10 protein-coding genes are annotated in these 14,114 nt (G+C 38.8%); 4 read left to right on the plus strand and 6 right to left on the minus strand.

Annotated features, from left to right (window positions below):
• Positions 1-3 precede the first annotated feature (3 nt).
• Both IGL31_RS01895 and IGL31_RS01900 read left to right on the plus strand, forming a co-directional pair.
• Positions 4-1,806 (plus strand): FtsX-like permease family protein, encoded by a 1,803-nt coding sequence (locus tag IGL31_RS01895; RefSeq protein ID WP_086299885.1) that lies wholly within the window; start codon positions 4-6, stop codon positions 1,804-1,806.
• Positions 1,807-2,081: 275 nt separating this feature from the next.
• Positions 2,082-3,122 (plus strand): aldose epimerase family protein, encoded by a 1,041-nt coding sequence (locus IGL31_RS01900; RefSeq protein ID WP_002286298.1) that lies wholly within the window; start codon positions 2,082-2,084, stop codon positions 3,120-3,122.
• Positions 3,123-3,173: 51 nt separating this feature from the next.
• Here IGL31_RS01900 and IGL31_RS01905 read toward each other — a convergent pair whose 3' ends face one another.
• From IGL31_RS01905 to IGL31_RS01930, 6 genes are all read right to left on the minus strand, one after another.
• Positions 3,174-5,318 (minus strand): glucosaminidase domain-containing protein, encoded by a 2,145-nt coding sequence (locus IGL31_RS01905; protein WP_086299884.1) that lies wholly within the window; start codon positions 5,316-5,318, stop codon positions 3,174-3,176.
• 356 nt (positions 5,319-5,674) lie between these two features.
• A complete protein-coding gene (locus IGL31_RS01910; RefSeq protein ID WP_002325300.1) occupies positions 5,675-7,048 on the minus strand; it encodes a PTS transporter subunit EIIC in 1,374 nt (457 codons plus the stop codon).
• Positions 7,048-7,443, minus strand: a complete 396-nt coding sequence (gene rbsD, locus IGL31_RS01915; RefSeq protein WP_086299883.1) for a D-ribose pyranase — start codon at positions 7,441-7,443, stop codon at positions 7,048-7,050. The genes IGL31_RS01910 and rbsD overlap by 1 nt, the downstream gene beginning before the upstream one ends.
• Before the next feature lie 27 nt (positions 7,444-7,470).
• Positions 7,471-8,388: a ribokinase gene (gene rbsK / locus IGL31_RS01920; protein WP_002286294.1), complete on the minus strand. Its 918-nt coding sequence runs from the start codon at positions 8,386-8,388 to the stop codon at positions 7,471-7,473.
• 108 nt (positions 8,389-8,496) lie between these two features.
• Positions 8,497-9,510: a ribose utilization transcriptional repressor RbsR gene (gene rbsR, locus IGL31_RS01925; RefSeq protein WP_002298484.1), complete on the minus strand. Its 1,014-nt coding sequence runs from the start codon at positions 9,508-9,510 to the stop codon at positions 8,497-8,499.
• Positions 9,511-9,590: 80 nt separating this feature from the next.
• Positions 9,591-10,190 (minus strand): cysteine hydrolase, encoded by a 600-nt coding sequence (locus IGL31_RS01930; RefSeq protein WP_002339575.1) that lies wholly within the window; start codon positions 10,188-10,190, stop codon positions 9,591-9,593.
• 184 nt (positions 10,191-10,374) lie between these two features.
• Here IGL31_RS01930 and IGL31_RS01935 point away from each other — a divergent pair, with 184 nt between their 5' ends.
• Positions 10,375-11,076, plus strand: a complete 702-nt coding sequence (locus IGL31_RS01935) for an ABC transporter ATP-binding protein (protein ID WP_002296067.1) — start codon at positions 10,375-10,377, stop codon at positions 11,074-11,076.
• A 9-nt stretch (positions 11,077-11,085) separates the two neighbouring features.
• Positions 11,086-13,797 carry an FtsX-like permease family protein gene (locus tag IGL31_RS01940; RefSeq protein WP_086299882.1) on the plus strand — a complete coding sequence of 904 codons (2,712 nt, stop codon included), beginning with the start codon at positions 11,086-11,088 and terminating at the stop codon, positions 13,795-13,797.
• Positions 13,798-14,114 lie beyond the last annotated feature (317 nt).

The raw sequence follows: 14,114 nt of genomic DNA on the forward strand, positions 1-14,114 counted from the left end.
ACTATGCTTTGGAAATTATCACTTACTGGGATCAAGAGCCGTTTAAGAGACTACTTGGTGTTATTCTCAGGATTAGTTATGGCATCTGCTATTTTTTACATGTTTGAATCAATGGCAAGCAACGAAGCTTTTTTGAAAAGTAATACGATCGTTGCGGCTACAGTTATCATTTTCCGATTCGGTTCTGTTTTACTAGGGATCATCACATTCGTTTATATTTTATATGCAAATTCCTTTTTGATGACGATGCGACAAAAAGACTATGCAATGTTTATGATGCTAGGAGCAAAAGGCAGAAAAATCGCACAGATGATTTTTTCTGAAACATTCTTAGTAGGGATCGCAGCTACTTTAGTGGGTTCAGCTGTCGGTGTAGGATTGACAAGTATCGTCCACCGATTATTAGTGGATCAGTTAGATCTCAATATTTCGCATTTTACACCTTTTAGTATTCACGGGTTGTTGATCACTGTTTTGTTTTTTGCTGTTTTGTTTTTATTAGCTGCTGTTGTCAATGCTTTTTCGATTGTCAAAAAACCGATATTAGCATTGATTCGTGCGGATCAGACACCAACAAGAATCAAGCAGCATAAATTCTTGTTTTTCCTTGAAGTAGTACTGGGAATTGCTTTTCTAGGCTGCGGTTACTATATGATGAAACACGTGGGGACCTATCAAGTCTTTGGTATAGGAGTAGCCTTAGTTACGATCGTATTAGGAACTTATTTCATTTTCCATTCTGTGATCATTTTCTTTTTATCATTACTAAAGAAATCAGAACAGATTTCATTGAAAAAATTGAACAATTTCACATTGTCACAGTTAAACTTTCGTATTCGTGAATATACACAAATGCTCTCAATGGTCGCTATGCTGTTTGCCTTGGCACTGGGCGCTTTGACGGTAGGATTAGGTTTTAAAAATGAAATTGCAGACTTGACAGAAAACAATTCTGGATATGATCTAGTGATGAATAATCCTCGGGCAGAAGATCAGCAAAAAATCAAAGAACTTTCACCAACACTTTCTGCTTCTTATACTCAAAAAGAAGATGCGGGAACGATTTACTATAATGCAAGTGAATTTGCGGCTCAACCATTGATCATGATAAAACATGAAGATGGAACACCGCCGAAGATCACGAAAGAAAAAGTTCCTGCTGAAAAAATGAATGAACTGACTGTACAAGAGGAACTTCGAAGCTATGAATTGCCGGAACAGCAAGAAAAAGAAATCAAGGTAGTCAGTCAATCAGAATTTGATCAACTGAACTTGCCACACTCCACTTTACAGCTAGTTCAGGTAAAAGACTTCCAAGCAAACCTGAAACCAATCGAAACACTTGTTGCTCAAAATAAAATGAACAATCCATCTTTGCAAAAAGTAGAGTACAGCAACCAGAAATATGAAATGTATGAAGTGTATAATGGTCTATTCTCTGGTTTTGAATTTATGGGATTCTTCCTAGGTTTAGCTTTCTTGACCATGCTTGCTAGCTGTTTGATGTTCAAGATCTTGTCAGGAAGCAAGAGTGACATTGCTCGTTATGAAATGCTTGAAAAGATAGGAACACGACGCGGGTTGCTTAAACAATCGATCCGTAGAGAAGTAGGCGTGTTATTCTTAGCACCAGGAATCTTAGGTGTAGTCCATGTCTTATTCGGATTACAAATGTTTGGTCTATTCATGCAAAATCCATACAAAGATATTTGGGTTCCGTTTACGATCTTCTTCGTATTGTATTTCATCTACTATGTACTGACGACATGGTTATATACTGGAATCGTATTGAAAAAGAGATTGTGAAAAAGCTGTCCTGCATCAAGTAATAAGAACAGCCAAGCAAAAATAGCTCCTCATATTTTTCGTTTGGTTGGGCTTATTACCGCAGATGCAAGCTTTTGAACACCGTTTGTTCGGAAAAAGAGGTTGTGACAATATTTTTGTCACAACCTTTTTTCGCGGTCTTTTATTAGAATATAGTAAATTTTTTCTCGTTACTCACGGAATAAGCTGTTAAGAAAACGGTTTCCATGTATACTGGAATCAGTGTAAATGAAAGAAAAGAGGGTGCAAGGAACATGGAAATCAATGAACAAAATTTTGGCGAAAACTATCACTTGATTACGATCACGAATCAAAATGGGACATCTTTGTCTGTCAGTGATCTTGGGGCACGGGTTGTTCATTTTCAAACAATAATCGATAATGAAAAACGAGAGTTGATCTTAGGTTTTGATGAAGCAAAAGAATATCTAGAAAAAGACCCTTATATCGGTGCTTCAATCGGACGTATGGCTGGACGGATCACGAATGGCACATTCAAATTAGATGATGAAACGTTCGAAGTAAAAACAGACCCGGACACTGGTCATTGTTTACATGGTGGTGCACCTAGCTTTGAAGCCAAGCAGTGGCATTATACAGTCATCAATGGTGAAAACGAAGCATCGGTTATTTTCTATCAGACTAGCCCAGACATGGAAAACGGATTTCCTGGAACTTTAGATGTAGAAGTACGGTATACGCTGACGAACGATGATACATGGCGAGTGACGGTCCAAGGGATCAGTGACCGCAAAACAGTATTCAATCCTACAAATCATGTCTATTTCAATTTAACCGGTGATCCAGCACAGTCAATCGACGAACATATACTTTGGTTGAATAGCCGATTATTTGCTACGCTCAATAAAGATACAACGCCTACAGGAGAAGTAGTTTCAGTAAGTGGCACAGCATTTGACTTCCAACGTCCTAAAAAATTAGGTGAGGTCTTTGCCAGTGATTTTCGCCAATCAATGATAGTGGGCGGTATCGATCATCCATTTTTGTTGAAAAAACAATCTGGTTTACTAAATGCTGCGGAATTGACAAGCCCAGATGAAAAAGTATCGATCCAAGTAAAAACAGATGCTTCAGGAATCGTGATTTTTACAGCAAATTTTGGAGAAGATGGACCGGAAATGCGCGGGAATAAATTAGTAAATCATGGCGGTATCACATTTGAGACTCAAGAACTGCCAGGAGCGGAGCGACTTGAAAGTTTTGGAGATGTCACTCTGGAACCTAACCAAGTACGCGAGTTTGTAACGGAATACAAAATAAATATAAAGAAATAGAATAAATTAAAAAGGGAGTGTGACAGTGTCACATCCCCTTTTTAATTTATTCTATTTCTTTAAAGGCAGATCAAGCCAGAATGATTTGTCTAAACTTAACAAGGTTAGTACAGGAACAGTTGCAGCTTTAACTGTACGAGTAGTTGTTTCTGGTATCTGTCTTGCCGTAAAATTGTTCCACAAATCCCAGATTGAAGCGACACGGAAGATGGAAGAAGCGTTGTTGACGCGTTTTATCGTTGAAAATTCTAATCCTGTGATTGGCACGCCATCTGTTGTCCATTTGATTGGCACATCGAATCGCTTAGACATATTGAGGATTTCAGCGTTTGCTTCTTCAGTTGTTGCTGCTTCTTTTTTCGGTTCATCATATTTTGTCAGGTCGTACGCTTCGATGATCGCGTTCAATTTTTGTGAATATTGGCGATCTGTAGCATAACGTCCTTCCAAATATTTGGTTGCTTCTTTGTAGTCTTTTGTTTCCGACTTCCAAGTTGGTTTGTAGAAATCAGGATTGCCAGTCAGTCCATTTTTGATCAAGTCGGCATAGTCTTCCAAACTTTCCTTGTAAGAAGGATATTTACGGAATTGTGCGCGGATTTGGTAGCTTTGTCCGGAACTATCTTGTTCAAGTGTATTGAAGGTCACGCTGCTTCCTTTATATGATCCTTTGATACCAAAAAGGTTATGATTTGGTTCGCTTGATAATAAGCTGTTTCCAGATCCACTTTCAAGGATAGCTTGAGCCATCATGACTGATGCGTAGATTCCTTCTTTTTGCCCGATTTCCTGTGCATCATCTGCAATTTTTTTCAAGAACTGATCAGTTGTTTGGTTTTGACTGAAATGGAACGAGCCATCTAATCCATCTAAAATAGATGAGCCGTCTGTCAGCGAACCTGAAGCAGCAGGTAAACCTGCTAAGTTTACTCGGACAGCAAAATCAGGCGTGAAATCTGAAATAGAAGTTACTCGAACTTTATCTCCTGGTTGAGGCGCATGGATAAATTGTCCGTTCCCAATATAGATACCTACGTGGTGGGTAACACCAGAAGAAGGTCCCCAGAAGACGAGATCACCAGGTTGGGCCTGACTTACTGGAATCTGTGTACCTGCATATTGCTGTTCGCCTGTCCAGCCACCGATATAATGACCGGTTGCTTTCATATATACGTAATAAGTCAAACCAGAACAGTCAAAAGTATTTGGACCTTTTGCTCCCCATACATATGGTTTTCCAAGATGCTTGAATGCTTCTCGAACGATTGCTTGTTGGACATTCGTTGTATTTGTAGGCAATACAGCATCAATTGGTGATTTTACAACAAAATCAGAAGAAGCAGAAGATGGATTCTCTATACCGCTTTGATTTGCTGTATTTGGACGAGATGAAGCATTGTTCGTTCCGCCATTTGATGAACCATTGTTTGGATGGTTTGGTTCTCTCTGAGTATTTCCATTGTTATTCGATCCAGATGGGTTTGTTTGATTCGAAGAATTCCCGCTGTTCGAATTATTGTTATTATTGTTTGAATTATTTGAACCATTATTATTGTTGTTATTACCCACATCTGGTTTGTTTGGCGTTTCCGGATCTGGTGTACTAGGGACTTCTTCACTAGGATCAGTTGGTTTCTCTGTTGAAGTATCCGGTACAGGTTCAAATTCTGCAGTAATAGATAAATTGTTCGTACCTACTGTAAAGGTCTTTGCATCATAATTTACTTCTTTGGCACCATTAACAGCGACTGAAGCAATTTGTTCACCTTCAGCTGGCGTAATAGTGTAAGTTACCTTCGTTTCCGCTAATAAACCTTCTACCGTTCCACTTTCCGTAATATCCAAAGGTTGCTGTTCAGGGGAATCCGCTGTCGAAGCAGTCAGTTGGATCTTACCAATCAAAGAAGGAGCAATTGTAAGGGAATATGTCTCGGCTGGCTTTTCATTTTCTGATGGATCAGCCGGATCAATTTCAGTTGGCTCGGTCGATCCTGTTGTTGAGTTAGTTGTTCCAGTTGGGTCTTCTGTAAAAGAATCCGTTGTTTCACTAGTAGCTGAGCTGGATGTAGTCGTATCTGTTGTGACTGTTTGATCAGCTATTTGATTATCTACGGCAAATACGGTATTGGTCGACAAAACAGACGGAGCAATCAGCCAAGTAGCAGCTAGCAAACGTATCGTTTTTTTATTTTTCATAATAAACTAGTCCTTTTCCTTTCATTGATTTTCTGTCTTATTCAGCATTCATTAGACATTTTTTGGAACAGATAATCGTGTCGAAAAGCTTTTTCTTTTCATAAATCTGTCTGTGTATTCTAAATAAAACAATTTGTAAATAAGCAACGAGCATTCATTCGTTTTTCTTTGACGTTCATTTTATTGCATAGACCACCTTTGTTTGGGGATAAACAAGTGGGGATAAAAATGGTTATGCATATGTAAATTATACCAAAGTTTGGAAAGTATCACAAAAATTTATAAAAATAATGATCCTAAAAAGAAAAAGACTGAAATATGTGATAAACATCTCATACTTCAGTCTTTTTCATTAACTATTCATAAGACATTAGGTCTTCATCAAACCCGCTAACGAGAGTAGTAATCATTGCTACGACTAGACTAACAGCCAGTCCTGCTAAGTACCAGAAAAAAGTACCGGAAATGAATGCAGGCAATGTGGTCAGACTACCAAATACAAAAGCGATCGCTTTCACTTGGGCAAATCCCATTACAGCTCCACCAGCAGCTGCACCAATGCAAGCAGCAACAAATGGTTTTTTCAATGGGATCGCAATTCCGTAAACAGTTGGTTCGGTCACTCCCGCAAGTAAAATCGAAGCAAAAGCAGAACCGGAGATCGAACGAGTTTTTGAACGTTTACTTCGTAGAAATACACCTAAAGCTGCACCAGCCATTCCAAAATTGGCTGCTCCTGTCAACGGAACGATTCGGTCGAACCCATAAGCAGAGATATTACTGATCATGACAGGGTTTACAGCCCATTGGATACCAAATATTACCAAAATATTCCAACCACCAGCGATGATTGCGCCGCTGATCGGTCCGTTAATATCCATCATCCAAGTAATTGCGGCAGCTAAACCTTCGCCAAGGTAAACACCCGCAGGCCCGAATACCATTAACGTCAAAGGAACCGTGATAACTAATGAAAGTAAAGGTACAAATACTAATTGCATATTATCGCGAATATATTTTTTGAGGAATTTTTCAACAAAAGAATAAAAGAAAATACCTAAAATCGCCGGCATGACAGTAGACGTATACTGCATCAGTACTACAGGAATCCCCAGAAAATCAGTAGCTGCTTTGCCACTGTCTGAAAGTAAAGAGGTCAGATTCGGTTCAATCAGTGCTGCAGCAATGACAGCCGCAATATATCCATTCACTTTAAACGTTTTGGCGGCAGAAAAAGCAAGAAAGATTGGCAGAAAATAAAAGACGGCATTCGACGCAGCAGACAAAATATGATAAGTTCCGCTTGTTTCACTAAGCCAGCCAATCGTAGTCGCTAAAACAACCAGACCTTTTAATATACCAGAACCGGCAAACAGCGGAATGATCGGCGTAAAGATTTCCGATATCAAACCAAATAGTTTTTCGATCGGATTTAGCTTTTCTTTAGGAGCTGAATGATCGATTTGACGCGTTAATTCCTTGTAAGCAGGAGCCAATCCCTGATCCATGATTATTTCTGCATATCTATCGAGTAAAATGAAATACTTAATGGAAGGGATTTGCTGTTTTAATTTTTCTGCATTGGCTACTGGCTGTTTTTTCAATTTGATACGAAGCCGAGTCGCACATGGAAGGACAGAATCAATATTGTCTTTTCCTCCCAACTGTTCAATCAGCATATGAATCTGCTCGGACAGTACCATCTGTTCAGGATTCATTGTCGTTTCCATTAGAAGACCACTCCACTCACTAATATAATATTGGCGTAAGGTGTCATTTCGCCTGTACGAATAAATGCATGACAGTTATTCAACTCTTTTTTCATTTCTTCATGTGGGATAAAGCTAATCGGTGTATCTGGTAACAATAATTTGATTTTTTCCAATATTTCCGGGTTCATTGTCTTTATTTCTTCCGCCAATTCAATCGATTGTACCTCAAGTTCTTCTAAAACGTTTTCTAAAACAGATAAAAAGCTTGGAAGACCGTTTGAGACAGCCAAATCTATTTTTTCAGTACCAAAGGGGACAGGCATGCCTGCATCCCCGATACTTAATTTATCAAAGTGCCCCATTTGTGCGAGTACTCGTGAAATATCTGAATTGATTACTTTTCCTTTTTTCATGTTTGTTTCTTCCTCTCATTGTTAATTTTAGACTGCTGATTGTTCTAAAGCTTCGCGGTAAGGGATAGAAGGTTGCGCACCATAAGACTGCACAGCAACAGAAGAGGCTAGATTTCCATAAAGGATCGCTTCTTTCAAGTTACTAAGGTCTGGCTGAAGTGTGCTGCTTAATGCGCCAATAAATGTATCACCTGCGGCTGTTGTGTCAACGGCATCCACTTTAAAAGCAGGGACGATACCGTGTTCTTTTTCTGTATGATAGAAAGCGCCGGCACTGCCTAGTGTAATGATTACTGTTCCAATACCTAATTCATGGAGTTTTTCGGCTGCTGCGACCAAACTGTTATGATCTGTCACTCTGATTCCTGTAATGATTTCTGTTTCTGTTTCATTTGGTATAATGATATCTGTTTTTTCAAGTAGTTCAGTAGGGATCGTTTCACGAGCTGGTGCAGGATTCAGGATCGTTGTTTTTCCTGCGTCTTTTGCAATAGAAAAAGCTAGGATCGTCGCATCTAAGCTACTTTCAAACTGAGCAATAATAAAGTCACTGTTTGTAATCAGTTGCTTGTTTTTTAGGACTTCTTGTTCATGGAAAGCATTATTTGCACCTGCATGGATCAAGATACTATTTTCTCCTGCTGCGTCTACCATAATCATTGCTTGTCCGGTTGTGGCGCCTTGGATTTCAGCTATCCCAGATGTATCGATGTTTTCTTTTGTCAGTAGATCTAATAACTGTTGTCCTTCGCTGTCAGCCCCAACGCCTCCAATAAAAGATGTCCGTGCGCCTGAACGTTTGGCTGCCACTGCTTGATTGGCACCTTTACCTCCGCCAGCGTGAAAAATCTCATGCGCATGCATTGTTTCGCCTGGCTTGGGCATGTTGGTTAAACGAAGGGTAGTGTCCATATTAATACTTCCAATTACTGTAACCGTGTTCATTTTACAAACCTCCAACTATTTCATTTATTTTGATGGGAAAAATTATTTTTTAAAACGTTTTAGTAAAACGTTTTAATAGTTCGATAAAAATATAGCACACCTTGAAAGCTATTTCAAGGGTGCAGTTGAAAATCTTTTTTCTAATCGTACAGGTAATCTTTTTTCTTCCCATTCTTTTTCTGGGAATTGGATCCGATCTAACAATAATTTGGCAGATGTTTGTCCCAATTCGAAGATCGGTTGTGCGATCGTTGTCAGTTTCGGCTTGATATACTCGCACATATCTATATTATCATAGCCAATAATGCTGTAGTCTTCAGGGATGCTTTTTCCAGATTCCTCTAATCCGCGATATAATCCAAAAGCTAATTCATCATTTAAAGCAAACACTCCAGTTGCAGCAGAATCAAGAAGTTCTGCTGTGATTTGGTAGCCACCTTGTTTTGAGAACTGTGTAGGTAAGAGGATCAGTTGGTCGTGAGAGATTTGGTAAACATCAAGAGCAGATTTAAACCCCTCAATCCGAGCGTGGACATTTTCCGGCGGATTTTCAGGATAGACAAGGGCGATCGTTTGATGACCTAGACTAAGCAAGTGCATGCCCGCTAGGTAACCACCGCGAAAATCGTCTGTTCGTACGGCATCACTAAATCCTTCAGATTTTTTCTGATCCAAAACAATGAAGGGCCGGCCTTGTTTTTTCAAATTTTCGTTGATTGCATCTGTAGAGACAGCAGAAGTCGCGATAATGAATCCATCCACACCTCGACGTGTGAGCTCGGCTAGATATTCGATTTCTTTTTGATGATCAGAATCAGCATTACATAATATCGTGACGAAATTCTGCTTATACAAGATATCCTCAATTCCTCGCATCAGTGTACTGAAGAATGGATTCGTGATATCAGGAACGAGTACACCAATTGTTTTCGTTTCCTTGGTAATCATTTGTCTAGCAAAATAGTCAGGCTGATAGCCTAATTCTTCTTTGGCAGCTAAAACTTTCTGAACAGTTTTCGGACTGAATTTCTCCGTATTTCCATTTAATATCAAGGAGACAGTTGTGATTGAAACGCCGGAAAGTTTAGCGACTTCTTTGATTGTGATCTTTTTTTTCACCATGTTCATACTCCTATCTAAATCCTGTGGTTATTTTCCCATGAAATCAAAAAGAAGTAAATGGAAATCACGTGTGCCAGTACTTATTTGCTTTGTTGGATAGCTTCGATTATTTGTTTCGTTGAGCGTACTCGTGCAGTTTTCGGAAATATCTTTTTTATGAACAATTGATGGGATTCTTTGTCACGATCACTGCAAGCATCTTCAGCAAGTACGACATGATACCCATGTTGAAAGGCATCTAATGCAGTAGCATATACACCGTTTGTTGTCGCTACACCGCTTAAAATGATAGTTTCGATTCCACGCCGGCGAAGTTGAAGATCAAGAGAAGTACCAAAAAAGGCACTTGGATTGTATTTTGTGATAGTCAACATATTATCTGTATCTTTCAAGGAATCCTTCAACAACAAGTCAGTGAATTCTGGAGGTACAGAAGCAGTCATTCCACCCATATCAGTTTGTTGACTCAAATAAGGGAAAGTGGAGATGTCTACGTTCACTAAAACTTTCAAGGCAGCGGTACGTTTCAATGTTCTTACTAACAAATCATTGTTTGTCAGAATAGATGCTGCAGTGTGTGGAGAGAGTGTACCGTTATTTACGATCCCTTTTTGCATGTCGATCGCGACAAAAGCAGTTTTTGATAAATCAAAAATCATATTTTCCTTTAAATCATTCATGATGTTCCTTCTTTCAAATAACAATGTTTTTTATGTAAGTAAATCATAAATCGTTTATTTGTCAACTAAATAAAGGATTCCTTTCTTTAGTCTAGAGAAATTCAGTGGTAAAATAAATAAGTGTGAGAAAACGCATTCGATGCATAGATATAGCGAGAAATATCGTGAAAATGGAGGAATCAGAGTGAAGTATGTCGAAGTAAAAAATGAATACAAACGATACAAAATGGGAGAAACGACCATTACAGCAAATGACGATATTTCTTTTTCAATTGAAAAAGGCGAATTAGTGATTATACTTGGTCCAAGTGGAGCAGGAAAGTCAACGATTCTTAATATTTTAGGTGGGATGGATACGCCTGATGAAGGTCAGATCATTATTGATGACACAGATATTGCGCAATTTTCAGATAAACAGCTTACTGCTTACCGACGAACAGATGTAGGGTTCGTTTTCCAATTCTACAATCTTGTTCCTAATCTAACAGCAAAAGAAAATGTGGAATTGGCAACGGAAGTTTCTCCTGATGCGCTTGATCCTGTAGAGGTATTGAGGCAAGTGGGCCTAGCTCATCGATTGAATAACTTTCCGTCCCAATTATCAGGAGGCGAACAGCAGAGGGTTTCAATTGCTCGTGCACTAGCTAAAAATCCCAAACTTCTTTTATGTGATGAACCGACAGGCGCGCTGGATTTTGAAACGGGCAAGCAAGTATTGAAATTATTGCAAAACGCTAGCAGACAACACGGCAATACCGTTTTGATCATTACACATAATTCTGCTTTAGCGCCCATCGCTGATAGAGTCATTCACATTAATGATGCTAAAGTAAGGTCTGTTGAATTAAATGATCATCCTTCATCCATTGATGAGATTGTATGGTAGGGGGATTTTATGAAAACAAGAACATATCTTAAAGCAGGTTTTCGCGAAATTCGGCAATCTAAAGGACGATTCATTGCAATCATCCTTATTGTCATGCTAGGAACACTTTTATTTGTAGGTGTCAAAACTGCTGGACCTGTCATGCAAAAAACGATGGATCACTATGTTGGTACAGCAGGACTTTCTGATTTGCAAATCGTTTCTACTGGTGGCTTGACACAAAAAGATATTGCTCAAGCAGAAAAGATCCCAGATGCAAAAGTAGAAACAGGAAAACAGATCTATTATTCCAATACTGGCAAAAACGAAGTGATTCAAATATTTTCTTATAACAAAAATAACAAGCAGAACAAGCTACAATTAACTGATGGAAAACTCCCGGAAAAACCAAACCAGCTTGTATTGGATGAAAAAGCGGAAGATGAAGGGTATAAAATCGGTGATATTTATCAGATTGATTCAGATGAATTGAAAGAAAAAGAGTATACCATCACGGGCTTTGTCCGTTCTCCATTGTTCATCAACAATTTGGAGAGAGGATACGCGAACGTCGGAAATGGTAGCGTCGATTATTTTGTCTATTTACCTGAATCCGTTTTTAAAACAGATATTTATTCTGTCTTATATCTTGATTTTACAAACGTAAAGAATTTGAATACGTACAGCAAAGCTTACAAAGATAAAATGGAGCAAAATCAAGAAAAGGCAGAAAAGTATTTACAAGATCGCCCTGAAGAACGCTTAGAAGAGCTGAAAAAATCGGCCAACGAAGAATTAGAACCGGCACAGCAAAAAATAGCGGATGGCAAAGCACAAACAACGCAAGCAAGAACACGGTTAGAAGATGCTAAAAAACAGTTAGCGCAACAGTCAGCAACTATCCAGCAGCTTCCTGAAGCGCAACGAACAATCGCTGTTCAAACATTATCTCAACAAGAAGCTCAACTTGCTGAACAAGAAAGGCAATTAGTTGAGAAAGAACGTGAACTGGCCTCTGCAGAGGAAGAATTGAATCGAAATGCAGAAAAAATTGAAAATTTAACTAAACCATCATACCTATACAATGAACGTTCAGAAAATGTCGGTTTTCAAGAATTTGGTGATCTGTCTGATCGTATCGCTGCGATTGCCAATGTTTTTCCTGTTTTCTTTTTCTTTATTGCCGCATTGATCACCTTTACGACAATGACACGTATGGTAGAAGAAAACCGCAGGGAAATCGGGACATTAAAGGCGTTAGGTTATACGAAAGTTGAAATCGCAAAAAAATATGCAATCTATGCAAGTCTAGCCTCAGGGATAGGCATTGTTTTAGGAACGATATTAGGAACGAATCTTTTGCCAAGGATCATTTTTGAGCTGTCTAACGAGCGGTATGATATTGGGAGTGCGCTTATTTTTTATGACTGGCCGCCGATTTTACAAGCAGCTGCCGCATTCTTCATTGCCGCATTTGGCGCTGCAATGATCGTTTTATTCAAAGATTTAAGAGAACGGCCTGCTGCATTGCTTCAACCGAAAGCACCGAAGCCAGGGAAACGCATTTTTCTTGAATACATCACTCCGCTGTGGTCACGCCTTAGCTTTAATCAAAAAATCAGTTACCGAAATCTCTTCCGATATAAGTCAAGAATGCTTATGGCGATTATCGGAATTGCTGGATGTGCCGGGCTGATGGTTGCAGGCGTGGGATTGAAAGATTCTCTAAGTTCTGTCTCAGCCAAACAATTTGGACCGATCATTGACTATCAAGCAATCGTTACATTGGATTCATCCACGGAAGATAGTCGTCAAAAAGCAGCGGATATGCTGCAGAAGCAAGAAAAAGTAAATGAGATCCTAGCTATTCATACTCAAACCGTAGAATTGAGAAAAAAAGGACATGCTTCGCAAAGTCTGACAGTGATCGTACCAAGTAAAACAGCTGATTTGGATCGTTTTATCCATTTAACTGATCTTGAAGAGAACCCACGCTCCTTGCCTAAAACAGGAATCGCTATTACGCAAAAAGCAGCAGAACTATTTGACTTATCTACAGGAGATCATATTTCGCTTTATGATGAAGATCAAAAAGAATGGAAAGTCGAAGTAAAAGAAATCGTGAAAAACTATCTAGGTAGCTTTATTTATATGTCCCCTGAATATTATGCTTCAGTTACTGATCAATCGATGATGGATAATGCATTTTTGCTGCGTACAGATAAGATGACAACAAAAGAAGAAGAAATGCTTTCCGAGAAACTGCTTGCCACAGACGCTGTGACAAATACGTCTTTCATGTCCAAACAAATCGAAACGCAAGAAGAATCAATGGCGAACTTAGACTCGGTTGTCTTAATCTTTGTCGTATTATCAGGACTGCTGGCTTTTATCGTCTTGTATAATCTAACTAATATCAATATTTCCGAGCGTGTACGCGAATTATCTACAATAAAAGTCCTTGGATTTTTTGATAAAGAAGTCACGATGTACATTGTTCGAGAAAATATCATCTTTACTCTTTTAGGAATCATCGGAGGATTTGGTGTAGGATATATATTGACTGACTTCATCTTGCAACAAGCGTCTATGGAGAATGTCATCTTTCCATTAGTGATCACATGGTGGGCTTATGTCTTATCAGCAGGATTAACTATCGTATTTACGGTTATTGTGATGATTGTTACCCATTTCAAATTAAAGCATATCGATATGATTGATGCGTTGAAATCGAATGAATAAAAACAGAGGTTGTGAAATCAGCGGTTTGACCTGAGTATTAGAGAAACAAACGGCAAAATAGTTTCTCATATTTTGCCGTTTTTTGAGCTAATACCGAAGGACAGCTGCTAATTGAACACCATGAATCAGAGGTTGTAAAAAAGCCGTCCTGCATCGAGCAAAAAGAATACTCAAATAAAATTAGCTCCTCATGTTTTACATTTGAGAAGACTGATTGCCGTAGATAAAAGCTTTTGAACACCATTTATAGAAGAAACAAGAATATTTTGCTATTTTAAACAAGAGGATAGACAAATACATGTCTGATCTCTTGTTTT

The sequence above is a fragment of the Enterococcus sp. MSG3290 genome, from assembly GCF_050555565.1.
Taxonomy (GTDB): domain Bacteria; phylum Bacillota; class Bacilli; order Lactobacillales; family Enterococcaceae; genus Enterococcus_B; species Enterococcus_B faecium.

What these genes read in the sequence shown, in the direction of transcription:
- IGL31_RS01895 (WP_086299885.1), top strand. Translation starts at nt 4, where the DNA reads ATGCTTTGGAAATTATCACTTACTGGGATCAAGAGCCGTTTAAGAGAC.
- IGL31_RS01900 (WP_002286298.1), top strand. Translation starts at nt 2,082, where the DNA reads ATGGAAATCAATGAACAAAATTTTGGCGAAAACTATCACTTGATTACG.
- IGL31_RS01905 (WP_086299884.1), bottom strand. Translation starts at nt 5,318, where the DNA reads ATGAAAAATAAAAAAACGATACGTTTGCTAGCTGCTACTTGGCTGATT.
- IGL31_RS01910 (WP_002325300.1), bottom strand. Translation starts at nt 7,048, where the DNA reads ATGGAAACGACAATGAATCCTGAACAGATGGTACTGTCCGAGCAGATT.
- rbsD (WP_086299883.1), bottom strand. Translation starts at nt 7,443, where the DNA reads ATGAAAAAAGGAAAAGTAATCAATTCAGATATTTCACGAGTACTCGCA.
- rbsK (WP_002286294.1), bottom strand. Translation starts at nt 8,388, where the DNA reads ATGAACACGGTTACAGTAATTGGAAGTATTAATATGGACACTACCCTT.
- rbsR (WP_002298484.1), bottom strand. Translation starts at nt 9,510, where the DNA reads ATGGTGAAAAAAAAGATCACAATCAAAGAAGTCGCTAAACTTTCCGGC.
- IGL31_RS01930 (WP_002339575.1), bottom strand. Translation starts at nt 10,190, where the DNA reads ATGAATGATTTAAAGGAAAATATGATTTTTGATTTATCAAAAACTGCT.
- IGL31_RS01940 (WP_086299882.1), top strand. Translation starts at nt 11,086, where the DNA reads ATGAAAACAAGAACATATCTTAAAGCAGGTTTTCGCGAAATTCGGCAA.